The 15,851-nt window shown below is 72.8% G+C and carries 15 protein-coding genes; 6 read left to right on the top strand and 9 right to left on the bottom strand.

Annotated elements, in window-relative coordinates:
- Positions 1 to 191: 191 nt before the first annotated feature.
- From ACWCRB_RS21740 to yczE, 4 genes are all read right to left on the bottom strand, one after another.
- Positions 192 to 566, bottom strand: coding sequence for an RNA polymerase-binding protein RbpA (locus ACWCRB_RS21740; protein ID WP_003977404.1), 375 nt, complete (start codon positions 564 to 566; stop codon positions 192 to 194).
- A gap of 267 nt (positions 567 to 833) precedes the next feature.
- On the bottom strand, positions 834 to 2,195 hold the full coding sequence (locus ACWCRB_RS21735; protein WP_450997594.1) for an MFS transporter: 1,362 nt from the start codon (positions 2,193 to 2,195) through the stop codon (positions 834 to 836).
- Between the two features lie 43 nt (positions 2,196 to 2,238).
- On the bottom strand, positions 2,239 to 3,006 hold the full coding sequence (locus tag ACWCRB_RS21730; protein WP_450997593.1) for a glycerophosphodiester phosphodiesterase: 768 nt from the start codon (positions 3,004 to 3,006) through the stop codon (positions 2,239 to 2,241).
- Positions 3,003 to 3,656, bottom strand: coding sequence for a membrane protein YczE (gene yczE / locus ACWCRB_RS21725; protein ID WP_450997598.1), 654 nt, complete (start codon positions 3,654 to 3,656; stop codon positions 3,003 to 3,005). The genes ACWCRB_RS21730 and yczE overlap by 4 nt, the downstream gene beginning before the upstream one ends.
- 108 nt (positions 3,657 to 3,764) lie before the next feature.
- Between yczE and ACWCRB_RS21720 the strand changes: the two genes are divergently transcribed.
- Positions 3,765 to 5,264: an SCO1417 family MocR-like transcription factor gene (locus ACWCRB_RS21720; protein WP_450997592.1), complete on the top strand. Its 1,500-nt coding sequence runs from the start codon at positions 3,765 to 3,767 to the stop codon at positions 5,262 to 5,264.
- A gap of 217 nt (positions 5,265 to 5,481) precedes the next feature.
- Here ACWCRB_RS21720 and ACWCRB_RS21715 read toward each other — a convergent pair whose 3' ends face one another.
- Together ACWCRB_RS21715 and ACWCRB_RS21710 are read right to left on the bottom strand one after the other, a co-directional pair.
- Positions 5,482 to 7,023, bottom strand: coding sequence for an ATP-binding protein (locus ACWCRB_RS21715; protein WP_450997591.1), 1,542 nt, complete (start codon positions 7,021 to 7,023; stop codon positions 5,482 to 5,484).
- Positions 7,024 to 7,060: 37 nt separating this feature from the next.
- Positions 7,061 to 7,255: a hypothetical protein gene (locus ACWCRB_RS21710; RefSeq protein WP_105974144.1), complete on the bottom strand. Its 195-nt coding sequence runs from the start codon at positions 7,253 to 7,255 to the stop codon at positions 7,061 to 7,063.
- 247 nt (positions 7,256 to 7,502) lie between these two features.
- On the opposite strand from ACWCRB_RS21710, the gene ACWCRB_RS21705 reads away from it, so the two are divergent.
- The 5 genes from ACWCRB_RS21705 (at position 7,503) to ACWCRB_RS21685 (ending at position 12,933) form a co-directional block, all read left to right on the top strand.
- Positions 7,503 to 7,895, top strand: a complete 393-nt coding sequence (locus ACWCRB_RS21705) for an ankyrin repeat domain-containing protein (RefSeq protein ID WP_369032091.1) — start codon at positions 7,503 to 7,505, stop codon at positions 7,893 to 7,895.
- Positions 7,896 to 8,196: 301 nt separating this feature from the next.
- Entirely contained in the window at positions 8,197 to 9,627 is a 1,431-nt protein-coding gene (locus ACWCRB_RS21700) for a HEAT repeat domain-containing protein (RefSeq protein WP_450997590.1), read from the top strand.
- Positions 9,628 to 9,755: 128 nt separating this feature from the next.
- A complete protein-coding gene (locus ACWCRB_RS21695) occupies positions 9,756 to 10,880 on the top strand; it encodes a glycosyltransferase family 4 protein (protein ID WP_450997589.1) in 1,125 nt (374 codons plus the stop codon).
- The gene (locus ACWCRB_RS21690) at positions 10,877 to 12,079 is read left to right on the top strand and encodes a glycosyltransferase (protein ID WP_450997588.1); all 1,203 of its coding nucleotides are present in this window, start codon (positions 10,877 to 10,879) and stop codon (positions 12,077 to 12,079) included. Before ACWCRB_RS21695 ends, ACWCRB_RS21690 begins: the two co-directional genes overlap by 4 nt.
- Complete coding sequence (locus ACWCRB_RS21685; protein WP_450997587.1) at positions 12,076 to 12,933, top strand: SGNH/GDSL hydrolase family protein; 858 nt, start codon at positions 12,076 to 12,078, stop codon at positions 12,931 to 12,933. Before ACWCRB_RS21690 ends, ACWCRB_RS21685 begins: the two co-directional genes overlap by 4 nt.
- A gap of 662 nt (positions 12,934 to 13,595) precedes the next feature.
- Here the strand turns inward: ACWCRB_RS21685 and ACWCRB_RS21680 are convergent.
- The 3 genes from ACWCRB_RS21680 to ACWCRB_RS21670 are packed head-to-tail and all read right to left on the bottom strand — an operon-like array spanning position 13,596 to position 15,846.
- A complete protein-coding gene (locus ACWCRB_RS21680) occupies positions 13,596 to 14,465 on the bottom strand; it encodes a 5-oxoprolinase subunit C family protein (protein WP_450997586.1) in 870 nt (289 codons plus the stop codon).
- A complete protein-coding gene (locus ACWCRB_RS21675; protein WP_450997597.1) occupies positions 14,462 to 15,079 on the bottom strand; it encodes a 5-oxoprolinase subunit B family protein in 618 nt (205 codons plus the stop codon). Before ACWCRB_RS21675 ends, ACWCRB_RS21680 begins: the two co-directional genes overlap by 4 nt.
- Positions 15,080 to 15,093: 14 nt before the next feature.
- The gene (locus ACWCRB_RS21670) at positions 15,094 to 15,846 is read right to left on the bottom strand and encodes a LamB/YcsF family protein (RefSeq protein WP_450997585.1); all 753 of its coding nucleotides are present in this window, start codon (positions 15,844 to 15,846) and stop codon (positions 15,094 to 15,096) included.
- Between the last annotated feature and the right edge of the window lie 5 nt (positions 15,847 to 15,851).

Raw genomic sequence — 15,851 nt, 5'->3', positions numbered from 1 at the left:
GTCGGCCGGCGCCGCTGTCTGGAACTGACCCCCGCCGGGCCGGGTTCTAGTGCGACGAGCCCGACAGGACCGCACCCCACTCACCGTTTCAACGTCCGGAAAACGCAAAACCGCAGGCACCGTACGCAACTCTCACGTACGGCACCCGCGGTATCACGCGTGCGTTGTATGCCGCCCAGCCCCCGGAGGGACTATGCGGACTTGCGGCTGTCCCGCGGATGTACCGCGATGTTCATCGCTCCGGAGCGGAGTACGGCCAGTCGCTCCTCGAGGACCTCTTCGAGTTCCTCGCGGGTGCGCCGCTCCATCAGCATGTCCCAATGCGTACGCGCGGGCTTGGCCTTCTTCTCCTCAGGGCCGTCGCCGTCCACGAGGAGTGCCTGGGCCCCGCAGACCTTGCACTCCCACTCCGGCGGAATCTCCGCCTCGACCGAGAAGGGCATCTCAAAGCGATGCCCCTTCTCGCATGCGTACTCCACGGCCTGGCGCGGGGCCAGGTCGATGCCGCGGTCCGTCTCGTAGCTGGTCACCACGAGGCGCGTGCCGCGAAGAGCTCGCTCACTCATGAATCGTGCCTCCCGGGCTTGTCGCCCACAGGACAGGTGTCGCTGTCGTCGTCATCCGGTCAACGTCCGGTCGGCGGTAAAGATTCCCGTCCCGTGTCCCGTTTCGGGTCATGCGTCGCCGTCGTAGCCGCCCCTTGTTGTACCCACCAGCGCCCGGTTTGTCACATCTGCAAGCAGATGTCACCCAGCGTTTCATCATCTTTGACGCGCAGTAACGGTACGCCTGGCAGGCCAACGGCGTACACTACCGCTCTTTTGCCGTGGATGCTAAATCCTTTCGGGAACGGGATTGCCCGCGTCGCGGATCGCCCGGCCCACCGGAACCCGCGCGAGCAGCGCGAACCCGAGGACGAAGAAGACCACGAGCGAGATGATCGCGTCCCGGTAGCTTCCGGTCAGTTGATAGGTGATCCCGAACAGAAGTGGACCGAGCCAGCTCATACCCCGGTCGCTCATCTCGTACGCCGAGAAGTATTCGGCCTCTTTGCCGGGCGGCACCAGATGCGAGAACAGCGACCGGGACAGGGCCTGGCTGCCGCCGAGGACCAGGCCGATCCCGGCGGCCAGCACGAAGAACCACACCGGAGCGCCGGCCGGCAGGAAGTACCCCGCCGCCAGGGTCAGCGTCCACGCCACCAGCGATCCGAGAATCGTCCGCTTGGCCCCGTACACCCGGGCCAGTCGGCCCATCGTCAGCGCTCCCGCCACCGCGAGCACCTGCACCAGCAGGATCGCCCCGATGAGGGTGGACTGGCCGAGCCCGAGTTCCTCGGAGCCGTACACCGAGGCCTGGGAGATCACGGTCTGGATGCCGTCGTTGTAGACGAGATAGGCGAGCAGGAAGGAAAGGGTGAGCGGGTGGCGGCGCATGTCGCGGACGGTCGCCGCGAGCTGTCGCAGTCCCGGGGACGTGGGTTCCTTCGGGGCGCCTTCCTCGGCGGTGGCCCGGCGGTCGCGGAGCCTGCGCAGCGGTACGAGGGTGAAGGCGCCCCACCACAGGCCCGCCGAGGCCAGACAGATGCGGACGGCCATGCCCTCGGAGAGACCGAAGGAGTCGTGGGCCGTGTACAGCACCAGGTTGAGAACGAGGACCAGGGCGCCCGCCGCGTAGCCGAACGCCCACCCGCGCGAGGAGACCGCGTCGCGCTCCTCGACCGGGGCGATCTGGGGGAGGTAGGAGTTGTAGAGCATCATCGAGACGGACAGGGCCGCGTTGGCGACGACCAGCAGCAGCCCGCCGAGCAGATAGCGGTCGCCGTCCAGGAAGAACATGCCTGTCGTCGCCGTGGCGCCCACATAGGCGGCGGTCCCCAGAAGCGGCTTCTTGCGGCCCGTGCGGTCGGCGGCGGCGCCCACCAGGGGCATCACCAGCACCGCCAGGATGATCGACAGGGACACCGAGTACGCGAAGAACGAGCCCGCGCGGATCGGTATGCCCAGTGGATGAACGAACCCGTCCGCGTCGGCCGCCTCCTCGGCGACCGACGTCAGATAGGGGCCCAGGAACACGGTGAGCACGCTCGTCGAGTAGACGGAGCACGCCCAGTCGTAGAAGTACCAGCCGCGCTGCTCCCGCTTGCGCCCTGCGGCCTCGTCGGCCGCTTCGTCCCGCACGGTGTCGGTGCCCACCCGTGCCCCTCGCTTTCCCCGTGAAGGCGGTGCGCGCGGGGCGTCAGAACCAGGTGCCCCGGTCCTCCAGAACCTTGCGCAACGTGTCGATGTGATCGGTCATGATGCCATCGACTCCCAGGTCCAGGAGCCGGTGCATGCGATCGGGATCGTTGACCGTCCACACATGGACGTGCAGCCCGCGCGCGTGGGCGGTGCGCACGAAGGCCCGGTCGACCACCGGGATGCCCGACTGCGACTCGGGAACCTGGGCCGCGACGGCCGACCGGCGCACCCCCACGGGCACTCCCCAGGAGCGCAGCCGCAGGTTGAGGACGCCCCGGGTGCCGTACGAGGTCGCCAGCCGCGGACCCGCGAGCCGCTGGGCACGGACCACCCGTGCCTCGGAGAAGGAGCCGACACAGATCCGGTCCCAGCACCCGGCGCGCTCGATCAGGTCGAGCAGGGGGCGCAGTGCGGGCTCGGCCTTGACGTCGACGTTCCAGCGCGCCTCGGGAAAGGCTTCGAGGAGGTCCTCGAAGAGGGGCACCGGCTCGCTGCCCGCCACGCGCGCGTGCTGTACGTCGGACCACGGGAGGTCCGCGATCAGGCCGCCGCCGTCCGTCACCCGGTCCAGCGTCGAGTCGTGGAGGGCGACGAGTTTTCCGTCCGCCGTGCAGTGGACGTCGGTCTCCAGGTAGCGGTAGCCCGCTTGGACCGCCCGCCGGAACTGGAGCATCGTGTTCTCCAGCCCGTCCGCCGCTCCGCCCCGGTGGGCGAAGGGGATCGGGCCGGGATGGTCGAGGTAGGGATGGCGTATCCGCGTGGTCACGGTCGCAGTATCGCTTCTTCCGGTTGACCGGCGGCAACGGCCGGGCTGCGGTCCGATGCCGCCGGGGCGGCGAAAACGCGCAGGAACAGTTGCGCCAGTGGTCCGATCGCCACCGCGTACAGCACCGTGCCGATCCCCACCGTGCCGCCCAGGGCGAAGCCGGTCGCCACCACCGCCAGCTCGATCGCCGTACGGACGAGGCGGATCGAGCGGCCGGTGCGCCGGTGGAGGCCGGTCATCAGGCCGTCGCGCGGGCCCGGGCCGAATGCCGCCGCGATGTAGAGGCCGGTGGCCACACCGTTGAGGACGATGCCGGCCACCAGGAGCGGGACGCGGGCGGCGAGGGCGTCCGTGTCGGGGACCAGGGCGAGCGTGGCGTCCATGGCGAGGCCGACGACGAAGACGTTCGAGACCGTGCCGAGGCCCGGACGCTGGCGCAGCGGGATCCACAGGAGCAGCACGGCGGCCCCCACGAAGATCGACACGACGCCGATCGTCAGCCCGGTCAGCTCGGCCAGCCCCTGGTGCAGCACGCCCCAGGGCTCCAGACCGAGGCCGGACTCGACGAGCAGGGCCGAGCTGGCGCCGTACAGCGTGAGACCGATGTAGAGCTGGATCAACCGTCGTCCGAGACGGTCCTGCGCCGGCAACGAACTCACGAGCTGCCCCCTGTGGTGGTAGTGGCCTGGCACGTGACACCCTGTGGCTTGGGAATGGACCGCATCCATGGCCAATTCGGGGAAGGTGGACTGATTCATATGGTGCAGTGGACTTCGGCGGTGGGTACCGCGCAGCTCGCCCGGCTGCTCACCTCCCAGCAGGACCGCCCCGCGGGCCCCGGCACCCGCCGCCCGCCCGCCTACCGCTCACTGGCCGACGGCATCCGTCTGCTGGTCCTGGAGGGCCGGGTCCCGGTCGCCGCCCGCCTCCCCGCCGAACGCGAACTCGCCCTCGCCCTCTCCGTCAGCCGCACCACGGTCGCCGCCGCCTATGAGGCGCTGCGCGCCGAGGGCTTCCTGGAGTCCAGACGCGGAGCAGGCAGCTGGACCGCTGTACCCGCGGGTAACCCACTTCCCGCGCGCGGGCTCGAACCGCTGCCCCCTGAGGCACTCGGTTCGGTGATCGACCTCGGTACGGCGGCCCTGCCCGCGCCCGAGCCCTGGCTCACCCGTGCCGTCCAGGGCGCCCTGGAGGAACTGCCCCCGTACGCGCACACGCACGGCGACTACCCGGCCGGGCTGCCCGCACTGCGCGCGATGATCGCCGAGCGGTACACCGCGCGCGGGATCCCCACCATGCCCGAACAGATCATGGTGACGACCGGTGCGATGGGCGCCATAGACGCGATCTGTCATCTCTTCTCCGGCCGGGGTGAACGCATCGCCGTGGAGTCGCCCTCGTACGCCAACATCCTGCAGCTGATGCGGGAGGCGGGCGCCCGGCTCGTGCCCGTCGCGATGGCCGAGGGGCTCGCCGGCTGGGACCTGGACCGCTGGCGCCAGGTGCTGCGCGAGGCGGCGCCCCGGATCGCGTACGTCGTCGCCGACTTCCACAACCCCACCGGCGCCCTCGCCGACGAGGACCAGCGGCGCCAGCTTGTGGACGCGGCCCGGTCGGCGGGCACGGTGCTCGTCGCCGACGAGACGATGACCGAGCTGTGGCTGGACCCGGACGTGGAGATGCCGAGGCAGGTGTGCGGCTTCGACCCCGCCGGGTCCACGGTCATCACGGTGGGTTCGGCGAGCAAGGCCTTCTGGGCCGGGATGCGCATCGGCTGGGTACGGGCGGCTCCGGACGTGATCCGCAGCCTCGTCGCCGCGCGTGCCTACGCGGACCTGGGCACGCCCGTACTCGAACAGCTGGCCATCAACTGGCTGCTGAGCACGGGCGGCTGGGAGCAGGCGGTCCAGATGCGGCGCGAACAGGCCCGCGACAACCGGGACGCGCTGGTCGCGGCGGTACGACGGGAGCTGCCGGACTGGGAGTTCACGGTGCCGCGGGGCGGGCTCACGCTGTGGGTGCGTACGGGTGGGCTGTCGGGGTCGCGGCTCGCCGAGGCGGGGGAGCGGGTGGGGGTACGGGTGCCCTCGGGGCCGCGCTTCGGGGTCGACGGGGCCTTCGAGGGGTATGTGCGGCTGCCGTTCACCGTGGGGGGAGCGGTGGCGGACGAGGCGGCTGTTCGGCTGGCTGCGGCGGCGCGGATCGTGGTGAGCGGGGGGTCTGGGGGAGGCGAGTCGCCCCGTACGTTCGTGGCGTAGCAGCCGTAGCAGCCGTAGCAGCCGTAGCAGCCGTAGCAGGCATAGCTGCGGGCATGCGTGCTGCTAGGGGCGGCACGGGTGGGCGCAGCGGCACCCCATAAGCGGGGCGAGCGATGTTGCTGCCCGGGGGTGGGACGCGCGGCCCGGCGCTGACGGGGTGCCGCCTGCGCCCACCCGTGCCGCCCCAGGCGGCGCGCATGCCCGCAGGCTGCGTGCCTTACGCCACCGGTTCGTGGTCCGCTTCCACCGGCGCCGACCGTGGCGGCAACAGCTCCAACACCGCTTGGCGCTGTGCGTCGCTCGTCGCGTCGTCGTGGGGGTCCGGGGTGGCCGGGACCTGGAGGCGGTGGACCGGGCCCGTGCCCAGGCGGGCGTAGCCCCGGCCCGGGGGCATGACCTGGACCGGCGTCGTGTGCGGGGGAGCGCCCAGGACCGCTTCCACCTGGGCGGGAGACACGGCGCCGAGGACGACCCGCGCGCGCGTGTGCTGTCGTACGGCGTCGCTCAGGGTGTCCGCGCTGTCGAACTGCTCCGCCACCACGACCGTGACGTTCGCCGCCCGGCCGTGCCGCAGGGGGACCTGCAGCAGGGACTGGGGGTCGCGGTGGCCGTCGGCGGTGGCCAGGTGGGCGAGGGCTCCGGGGCGGTCGAGGAGGAGCCAGAGCGGGCGTCGGGTGTCGTCGGGGAGGGGCTGGCCGGCCTGGCGGGCCTGGTTGGCCGCGATCAGCCGGCGTTCCGTCTCGTGGGCGGCCCATTCCAGGCTCGCCAGGGCTCCGGTGGGGGCGCAGTCGACGCCGAGGACGCCGTCCCGGCCGGTCAGGCACGCGTACTCGCCGGTGCCGCTGCCGTCGATGATCAGGACATCGCCGTACTGGAGGGCCTGGAGGGCGATCGAGCGCACGAGTGTCGTGGTGCCGGTGCCGGGCTCGCCCATCACCAGCAGGTGCGGTTCGGTGGAGCGGGGGCCCGTGCGCCAGACGACCGGCGGGACGTCGCGCTGCTCCTCGCCGTGGCCGAGGGGGAGCGTGCGCTGGACCTGGGTGGGGTCGGTGAAGCCGAGCACCGTCTCGCCGGGGGACGTGACGAAACGCTGCGCGGCGATGTCGGTGGGGAGCGGTGGCAGGACGTCGACCGTGAGCTGGTTGCCCTCCTCGTCCCACGCGAAGTGGTACTCGCGGCCCCGGCCCGACTTGGCGTGCAGCAACTGCTCGATCCGCGCGCGGGAGTCGGCCTCGCCGTCGGTGAAGTACGCCGGGTAGCGCACCAGCAGGTGCGAGACACGGCCGGTGCCGTCGAACTCGTACGAGGGGAAGGTCTTCTCCCAGTCGCCGCCGTGGGCGTACAGGGGATCGGGGTCGTCGGGGGTCGAGAAGTAGGGGACCAGTGCCTCGTGCAGGGACTGGAGGCGCTGGGTCTGGGACTCGTCGGGGCCCTCGGGCTCCGCCGGGGCGCGGTCCCTGCCGTGCCAGGCCGCTGCCGCCATCACCGAGATGACGGCGAGCAGCGGGCCGTACGGCACGAGAGCCACGACCAGGACCATCGAGGCCACCATGAACAGCAGTGGCCCGCGCTTGTCCTTGGGCGTGTCCGCCCACTTGCGCCGCCCGGCCGCAGCCAGTCGGCGCAGCCCCCGGCTGATCGTGATCAGCGGATGGAGGACATCGGTCGCGCTGTCGGCCGCGGTCCGGGCCAGCTCCCGGCTCCGGGCGATCTGTGCGCTGCCGTTGCTCAGGATGCGGGGGAGGGGGCGCCGGACCACTGCTGTCTCCTGGAGGTGCGTGCGGGCGGGAAGGGCGTCAGAACTTGATTCCGCCGAGCAGGCTCGCCAGGCTCTCGCCGCCGGCCTTGATGCTCGGAGCGATGGCGGTGCTCGCGAGGTAGAAGCCGAAGAGCGCGGCCACGAAGGCGTGCGACGCCTTCAGCCCGTCCTTCTTGAAGAACAGGAAGACGATGATGCCGAGCAGAACGACGCCTGAGATGGAGAGGATCATGAGAGATCTCCTGGTGTGGTGGGGACAGTCACCATGAGTTCTTCCAGGATCACCGCATGTATCTATACGATAAAAGGTGCAATCGAGTGAATTTGGGCGCATTTCACTCCGCTGGCGGACCAGTTCGGTGTCATTCGGTGCCATTCGGGTGTGCTGATCTTTGCCGCCGAGGTGTCGGGTCATGAGCCTGCCGAGCCAGTACGCTGACGATTCACCCGTACGGTTGTAACGAGAGGCGGTCCGGCCGATGAGCGAAGCCCCCGACCCCGATGTCGTGGAGCTGGCGACCAAGATCTTCGACCTGGCCCGGCAGGGGCAGACCGAGGCACTCGTGGCGTACGTCGACGCGGGCGTCCCGGCCGACCTCACCAACGACCGCGGGGACTCCCTGGTGATGCTCGCCGCCTATCACGGGCACGCCGACGCGGTCCGGGCGCTCCTCGCGCGCGGTGCCGACGGGGACCGGGTGAACGACCGGGGTCAGACCCCGCTCGCCGGGGCCGTTTTCAAGGGCGCGCAGGACGTCATCCAGGCCCTCCTGGAGGGCGGCGCCAACCCGGCCGCGGGTATGCCCTCGGCCGTCGACACCGCACGGATGTTCGGCAAGACAGAACTCCTTGAGCTGTTCGGCGCACACTGAGCCGTACACACTGACCAGCTAAGACACGGAAAACGGGGGAGGCGGAACGGGGCCGCCGGAAATACGGTCGCGGCAGCTTGAACAGCCGGGTCATCATGACGTCGTGATTCACGGACGCGATGGCTGGGCAGGTGTTGCCGCACCGCGCGGGCCGTGAGGCGGTCCGCATGGGCCCACCTACGAGAGGCAGAGGAAGATGGTCTACAGCAAGCAGGAAACGGCGGGCGCTCCGACGTGTTGTCACGTGGCCAGGTAAAGCAAGATCCCGGTTGCGTCGACGCTTGATGTGAGGCTGTTTCCCATGTTCGATCCGGTCATAGCGCCCAGCGGTACGCTGCTCGGCCTGCTCCAGAGGGGCCGCGGCGACGGCACGCTGCACGCGCTCACCGCACCGCGCGCCGAGGCGCTCGCGGCGCTGAACCACTGCGTGCTCCGCGACCCCCGCCACGACTGGCAGGTGGAGAACCGCTCCCTTTACTACGCCCGTCTCTATGTCGACCTCCATGGCGAGGTGGACGAGATCGAGGCCCACCTCTTCGACGCCGAGGACATCCTCGACACCGACGAGTCACGCACCGGGCTCGCCCTCGCGGTCCTCGGGCACCTCGCCTCGTACGGCAGGCGCGACGCGCTCGAACTGCTGCGCAGGTACGCCGCCACCGGGACCAGCTGGGCCTGGGCGCTGGACGAGCTGGCGCTCAGGGACGACGACGCGGGGCTGCGGGCCCTGGCCGCCCCCGTGCTGGCCCGCTTCGGCACCGACGCGGAGGGCGAGGCCGAACTCGCCGCCGCCGTGCGCGACGCCTTCGAGCCACGGCCCTGGCGGCTGTGGGCCGACGATCCGCGCGAATCGGTCTCCACGCGTGTGCGTGCCGCTCAGGAGACCGGCTGCTTCGACCGCTGGCAACGCCAGATGCGACCGTCAGGACCCCGCCCGGGCTGGAGCGTGCAGGCCGTCTTCGAATGGGCCCAGCAGGGCATCGACCGCGGCGCCGTGCTCCATGTGCCGGCCGCGCGCTGCCTCACGGCTGTGGCGGGCCCCGAGGACCGGCCCCAGATTCTGGAGGCGGCCCGCCGCGGGGGTGACGGAGCCCGCTGTACGGCCTTGCGCTATCTCGCCGACGGCAATGATCCCGACGCCCTCGACCTGATCGAGGGCGCGATCGCCGACGGCACGACGGCCGTCGTGGAGGCCGCCGTCGACTCCTTCGAACGCATGCGCAGTATCGCCGCCGTCGACCGCGCGCGCGGGTGGGTCCACCGGCCCGACCCGCTGGGCGCCGCCGCCGGACGGATGCTCGCCTGCCTGGGCGGCACCAGGGACAGCGACCTCGTCCTCGGCGCCCTCCGGGAGGCCGTACGGGGCGAAGGACCCGACGCGCCGACCTTGTGGACCCTGGTGGACGGCGCGGGGCGGCTCGGCATCGTCTGCGCGGCCCCCGTCCTGCGCCATGTGTACCGCGAGACCGCCTCGTCCCATCTGCGCGGCCGGGCCGCCCGGGCCCTCGCCGCCACCGATCCCTCCTTCGCCGCCGGCTTCGCCGTCGAATGCCTGTGGGACTGCGAGGAGACCACCCGCGAGGTCGCCGCCCGGCACGCCGAGACCGGTGACACCAGGGTCGTTGAGCAGCTGCGCCGACTTGCCGCCGACCCGGCCGAGGAGGCCGAGGTCCAGACAGCCGTGAGAAGCCGTATCGGGCCTGATTTCACCCACCGCATGAACGGGGGGTGACCCGGGGACCAGGAGCGTATGGACGCGCGCCGGCCTGCGAGGGGGCGGTGCGCAACGCTCACGGGACGTTCCCCGGCCGGAAAGATCGACGTTGACGCGAGCACGTCCAGTACGGCGACAACACCCCTATGCGTGTCGTCATCGTGACCGAATCCTTTCCCCCCGATGTGAACGGCGTGGCCCACTGCGCGCTCCAGACCGCCCGGCACCTCGTCGATCGCGGTCACGTTCCCCTCGTCGTCGCCCCGGCCACCGCCGCCGGGACCGGGCCCGACGCCTCGGCGCCGTGCCCTGTCGTCCGTGTCCCCTCCCTACCGCTCCCGGGCTACCCCCAGGTCCGCGTCGCCCTCCCCAGCCGACGCGTCGCCGCCGCGATCACCGAGCACCGCGCGGACATCGTCCACCTGGCCAGCCCCTTCATCCTCGGCGTACGCGGCATGGCCGCCGCCGCCCGGCTCGGCATCCCCGCCGTGGCCGTCTACCAGACCGATCTGGCCGGATACGCTCGCACATATGTCCACGCGGGCGAGGCCGCCGCCTGGCGCCGCATCCGCTCCGTCCACGCCGCCGCCGACCTCACCCTCGCGCCGTCCAGCGCGGCCCTGCACGACCTGGAGTCCCACGGCGTGCCCCGGGTCAAGCTGTGGCAGCGCGGAGTGGACACCGTGCGCTTCCGCCCCGAACTGCGCGACGAGGCGATCCGCCGCGAACTCGCCCCGAACGGCGAGCTGATCGTCGGCTACGTCGGCCGGCTCGCCCCCGAGAAGCAGGTCGAACTCCTCGCCGGGGTCTGCGGACTGGACGGCGTACGGGTCGTCGTCGTGGGCGACGGACCCAGCGAGCCGGGACTGCGCGAGCAGCTGCCCGGCGCGGTCTTCCTGGGCCGCCGTACCGGCGACGAACTCGCCCGGATCTTCGCCTCGCTGGACATCTTCGCCCACACCGGACCGTTCGAGACCTTCTGCCAGACCGTGCAGGAGGCCATGGCGAGCGGTGTCCCCGTCGTCGCCCCCGCCGCCGGCGGACCGCTGGACCTGGTCGCCCACGGGCGCACCGGTCTGCTGGTCCCGCCGCGCGACGCGGCCGCCGTACGGGACGCGGTGTGGTCCCTGGCCGGAGACCCGGCGCTGCGGGCCGCGTACGGCGCCGCCGCGCGGGCGATGGTCGAGGACCGCACCTGGGCGGCCGTCGGCGACCAGCTCGTCGGGCACTACGCCGACATACTCACCGCGCGAACGGTGGTGGCAGCGTGAACAGCGAGACAGCACGCGGTACGACCGGATCGCTGCGCATCGTCAGGCTGGCGAACTTCGTCGCCCCCGCCTCGGGCGGCCTGCGCACCGCGCTGCGCGAACTGGGCACCGGCTACCGGGCCGCCGGGCACGAACCCGTCCTGATCGTGCCCGGTGAGCGGGCGAGCGACCGCGACACCGAACAGGGGCGCGTGATCACCCTGCCCGGCCCGCTGCTGCCCGGCACCGGCGGCTACCGCGTCCTCACGGACAAGCGCCGTGTCGCCGCTCTGCTCGAATCACTCGCGCCGGACCGCCTGGAGGTGTCCGATCGGACGACCCTGAGGTGGACCGGCAAGTGGGCGCGCCGGGCCCGCGTCCCCGCGGTGATGGTCTCCCACGAGACCGCCGACGGCGTCCTGCGCACCTGGGGCCTGTCGGAGAACCTCTCCCGGCGCGCCGCCGACGCCCTCAACGTCCGCACGGCGCACACCTACGCGCGCGTGGTGTGCACCACCGAGTTCGCCGAGCGGGAGTTCGTCCGGATCGGCGCGCGCAATGTCGTACGGGCGCCATTGGGCGTCGACCTGGTGCTGCGGCACCCGTCGCTGCGGGACCCGGAACTGCGGGCCGTCCACGCGCGCGGGGACGAGACGCTCCTGGTGATGTGCTCCCGGCTGTCCGTCGAGAAGCGGCCCGGAACGGCGCTGGACGCCGTGGAGGCGCTGCGGCGGCGCGGACAGCGGGCGCGGCTCGTGGTCGCCGGGGACGGGCCGCTGCGGGCCCGCCTGGAGCAGCGGGCACGGGAGCGCGGGCTGCCGGTCACGTTCCTCGGGCACGTCGCCGACCGGGCACTGCTGGGCGGGCTCCAGGCGTCCGCCGACGTGTGCCTGGCGCCCGGGCCCGCGGAGACGTTCGGGCTCGCCGCGCTGGAGGCCATGGCCTGCGGTACGCCCGTGGTCGTCAGCGCGTCCTCCGCGCTGCCCGAGGTGATCGGGTCCGCCGGAGCCGTCGCCGCCGACGACGGAGAGGCCTTCGCGGACGCCGTACGGCTGCTGCTGGGACGGCCCGAACACGAGCGCCGCGAGAAGGCACGCGCGCGTGCGGAGTGTTTCGGCTGGTCGGCCGCGGTCGAGGCGTTCCTCGCGGCGCACGACGCGAGGGTGCCGTCCGCCGGTGAGGCGCCCGTGCGGCCCGTGATACCGGAGGGCGTCGGATGAGACCGCTGCGGTTCGTGGCGCTGGGCGACTCGCTGACCGAGGGGGTGGGCGACCCCGTGGACGACGGGTGGCGCGGCTGGGCCGCGCTGCTCGCCCGCGGGTTCGGCGACACGCCTATCGAGTTCACCAACCTCGCGGTCAGCGGGGCACAGACGCGCGACGTGCTGGAAAAACAGACGCCGGCCGGCCTCGACCTGGAGCCGGACGTCGTGTCCGTCGTCATCGGGGTGAACGACACCCTGCGCCGCACCTTCGACATCCACGCGGTGGCCGCCCGCCTCGACGAGGTGTACGCGGCGTTCACCGAGCGGGGCGCGCTCCTGCTCACGGCGTGTCTGCCCGACCCCGGGGCGATGCTGGGGCTGCCCGGCGTCCTGGCCAACCCGCTGGCCCGGCGGCAACGGGCGGTCAACACGGTCGTCCACGCCCTCTCCGAGCGCTACGGGGCCGTGCATCTGCACGCCGCCGAGGGCGAGTGGCTCAGCGGACGCGAGATGTGGAGCGCGGACCGGCTGCACCCCGGCGAGCAGGGCCACCGGCAGCTCGCGGTCCGCTTCCACGCGCTGCTCGCGGAGGCGGGCGTCGCGGACGGAGCGGGCCCGTCGCCCGCGCCGGAACGTCCGGCCCCCACCCGGTCGGCCAGCCTGCGCTGGCTGGCCACGGCGGGCACGGGCTGGGTGGCACGACGCTGCACGGACCTGCTCCCACAGCTCCTCCGCCTCGCCGCCCAGGAGGTCCGCCACCGAGCCCGGGGCACCAGCGCCCGCCTCGACCTGGGGGCGTCCCACGCGGTGGCGGCGGCCCTGGCGGCCCTGTCGGTCGCGGAGCACGGGGCGGAGCCGGACGTGGCGTAGGGGCTGTGTGGTGTGTCGGGCCGGGGTGGCTGTGGCGGCTCGTGGGCGTGGGCGAGGGGTGCCCGGGGTCCGAGTGCCCGCCTCGACCTGGGGCGCCCGACGCCGTGGCGGCGGGCCTTGACGGCTCTGTCGGTTGCGGAGCATGGGGCTGAGCCGGACGTGGCGTCGGGCTTGTTCCGCGGATCGTTGGCGTGGGCGCCCTGGGTGCTCGGGGCACGAGTCCCCGTATCGACCTGGGGCGTCCCACGTGGTGGTGGCGGCTCTGGCTGTTCTGTCGGTCGTGGGGCACGGGGCGGAGCCGGACGTGGCGTAGGGGCTGTGTGGTGTGTCGGGTCGGGGTGGCTGTGGCGCCTCGTGGGTGTGGGCGAAGGGGCGCACGGGCACGAGTGCCTGCCTCGGCCTGGGGGCATCCGACGGCGTGGCGGCGGCCCTGGCCGACGGATCAGGCCTGATTGCGGCGGCTCGTCGGCACAGGCGAACGGAGTTCGGTCGGTCTGGCCCCAGGGCGGCGGAGACGCCGGCGTCAGCTTGCTGCCGAGGCGATGGGGGTGCCCCGGGCGGGATTGTTCGAGCATGGGGAGCAGGCGACCGGCGACCACGCCGGAGGCAGGCCGCCCATGGCCCGCCTCTCCGGCTTGGTCCGCCGGACCGGCCCCGCGCGGTCAGCGGCGGCGTACCGGCACGAACCTGACCGGGGTGCCCGGCGTCGCCTGGGCCGCGGCGGGCAGGTCGGTGGGGCGGACGACGGCGATCACCGGATAGCCCCCGGTGGTCGGATGGTCGGCCAGGAAGACCACCGGGCTGCCGTCCGGGGGTACCTGGACCGCGCCCAGGACCATGCCCTCGCTGGGGAGTTCGCCGGAGAAGGCCCTCTCCAGGGAGGGGCCCTCCGTGCGCAGGCCGATGCGGTTGCTCGCGGAGGACACCCGGTACGTGGACGTGGTGAACGTCCGGAGTGCCGTCGGCGTGAACCAGTCGTCGCGGGGGCCGATTGTCACCCTGAGTACTAGTTCGGCCGGGGGCGCGGGCTGTGGAACGACGTCCACGCGCGCGAGGGCGCCGATCACATTCCCCAGGGGCAGTACCGCGCCGTCCGTGAGGGGTGGCGGGCCCAGAGCGGAGAGCAGGTCGGTGGAGCGGCTGCCGAGCACCGGCTCGACGGCGACTCCGCCGGAGACGGCCACGTAGGTCCGTACCCCGGAGAGGGCCGTTCCGATGTCCAGCAGCGCGCCGGCGGGCACCCGCACCGGAGCGCCCCAGGCCGCCGGGCGGCCGTCCACCGTGAGCGGGCAGGGGGCGCCGCCGACCGCGACGGTGACCGGGCAACGGGGGCGCAGGGCGCAGCCGTTGAGGGTGGTCTCCAGGACGGCTGCCTCGGGCGGGTTGCCGACCAGCCGGTTGACGAGCGCCGCCGCGGGCGCGTCCAGGGCCCCGGAGCGGGGCACCCCGAGATGGGCGTACCCGGGACGCCCCAGATCCTGCACCGTGGTCAGCGCCCCCGCCCGTACGACGGCCAGCGCACGATCGGTCATCGGCGTGCCACCGGGACGAAACGGACCCGGGTGCCCGGCGACAGCAGCGCGGCCGGCACGCGCGCGTGGTCCCACAGGACCGCGTCCGTCGTACCGATCAACTGCCAGCCGCCCGGCGACGAACGCGGGTACACGCCCGTGTACGGGCCCGCCAGCGCCACCGCACCTGCCGGGACGGACGTCCGTGGCGTTGCCCTGCGCGGTACGTCGTAGCGCGGAGGGAGGCCGGTGAGGTAGCCGAAGCCTGGCGCGAAACCGCAGAACGCGACCCGGAACTCGGTGTCCGCGTGGATGCCCGCCACCGCCTCCTCGGACACGTCCCACAGGGCGGCGACATCGGCCAGGTCCGGACCGTCGTAGCGGACCGGGAGTTCTACGACCTCCTGGGTGCGGGGGAGCGCGGGAGGTACCTCGGAGGCGGTCAGTTCGGCAGCCAGGCGGGTGGGGTCGGACAGGCCGTCGAGGAGGACCGTACGAGCCGCGGGGACGATCTCCCGTACGGCAAGGGTGCCCTCCGCGCGGCGGCGCAGCAGTTCCGCGTGCAGGGCCTGGGCCTCCTCTCCGGAGGAGACCTCGACCAGCAGCGCGTCGTCGCCGACGGGCAGCGCCCGCATCCCCGTCGTCCCGCTCATGTGAAGGCCTCCACGCGGACGCCCGACGCCTCCAGGCGCTCCCGGACCCGGCGGGCCAGGTCCACCGCGCCCGGTGTGTCGCCGTGCACGCACAGGGAGCGGGCATGGACCGCGAGGGGCGTCCCTGAGCGCGACGCGATCACCCCGGTCCGGGCGAGGGTGACGGAGCGGGTCACCACTGCCTCCGGGTCGGTCACCAGCGCCCCGTCCTGGCCGCGCGGCACGAGCGTGCCCTCGTCGGTGTACGCGCGGTCCGCGAACGCCTCCGGGACGGCCGGGAGGCCCGCCGCCCCGGCCAGCTCCAGCAGGCGCGAGCCGGGCAGCCCGAGCACCGGCAGGCTGTCGTCGGCCAGCAGCACGCCGTCGATCACCGCCTCCGCCTGTTCCTTGTCGTGCACGACGCGGTTGTAGAGCGCCCCGTGCGGCTTGACGTAAGACACGCGCGTGCCTGCCGCTCGCGCGAAGACCTCCAGAGCGCCGATCTGATACGCCACCTCGGCCGTCAGCTCGTCGGGCGGCACGTCCATCGCGCGCCGCCCGAACCCCGCGAGGTCGCGGTAGGAGACCTGGGCGCCGATCCGTACGCCGCGTTCGGCCGCCAGTTCGCACACGCGGCGCATGGTGACCGCGTCCCCGGCGTGGAAGCCGCAGGCCACGTTGGCGCTGGTGACGACGGACAGCAGCTGTTCGTCGTCGGTCAGCCGCCAGCGGCCGAAGCCCTCGCCGAGGTCGGCGTTGAGGTCGATCATCCGGG

This window comes from Streptomyces sp. NPDC002156, assembly GCF_053593675.1.
The sequence above is the reverse complement of the archived record's forward strand: the minus strand, read 5'-3'. Positions and strand labels throughout refer to the sequence as shown.

Coding starts and splice junctions, on each gene's coding strand:
- ACWCRB_RS21705 (WP_369032091.1), top strand. CDS start 7,503: ATGAGCGAAGCCCCCGACCCCGATGTCGTGGAGCTGGCGACCAAGATC.
- ACWCRB_RS21740 (WP_003977404.1), bottom strand. CDS start 566: ATGAGTGAGCGAGCTCTTCGCGGCACGCGCCTCGTGGTGACCAGCTAC.
- ACWCRB_RS21695 (WP_450997589.1), top strand. CDS start 9,756: ATGCGTGTCGTCATCGTGACCGAATCCTTTCCCCCCGATGTGAACGGC.
- ACWCRB_RS21710 (WP_105974144.1), bottom strand. CDS start 7,255: ATGATCCTCTCCATCTCAGGCGTCGTTCTGCTCGGCATCATCGTCTTC.
- ACWCRB_RS21680 (WP_450997586.1), bottom strand. CDS start 14,465: ATGACCGATCGTGCGCTGGCCGTCGTACGGGCGGGGGCGCTGACCACG.
- ACWCRB_RS21670 (WP_450997585.1), bottom strand. CDS start 15,846: ATGATCGACCTCAACGCCGACCTCGGCGAGGGCTTCGGCCGCTGGCGG.
- ACWCRB_RS21685 (WP_450997587.1), top strand. CDS start 12,076: ATGAGACCGCTGCGGTTCGTGGCGCTGGGCGACTCGCTGACCGAGGGG.
- ACWCRB_RS21700 (WP_450997590.1), top strand. CDS start 8,197: ATGTTCGATCCGGTCATAGCGCCCAGCGGTACGCTGCTCGGCCTGCTC.
- ACWCRB_RS21675 (WP_450997597.1), bottom strand. CDS start 15,079: ATGCGGGCGCTGCCCGTCGGCGACGACGCGCTGCTGGTCGAGGTCTCC.
- ACWCRB_RS21720 (WP_450997592.1), top strand. CDS start 3,765: ATGGTGCAGTGGACTTCGGCGGTGGGTACCGCGCAGCTCGCCCGGCTG.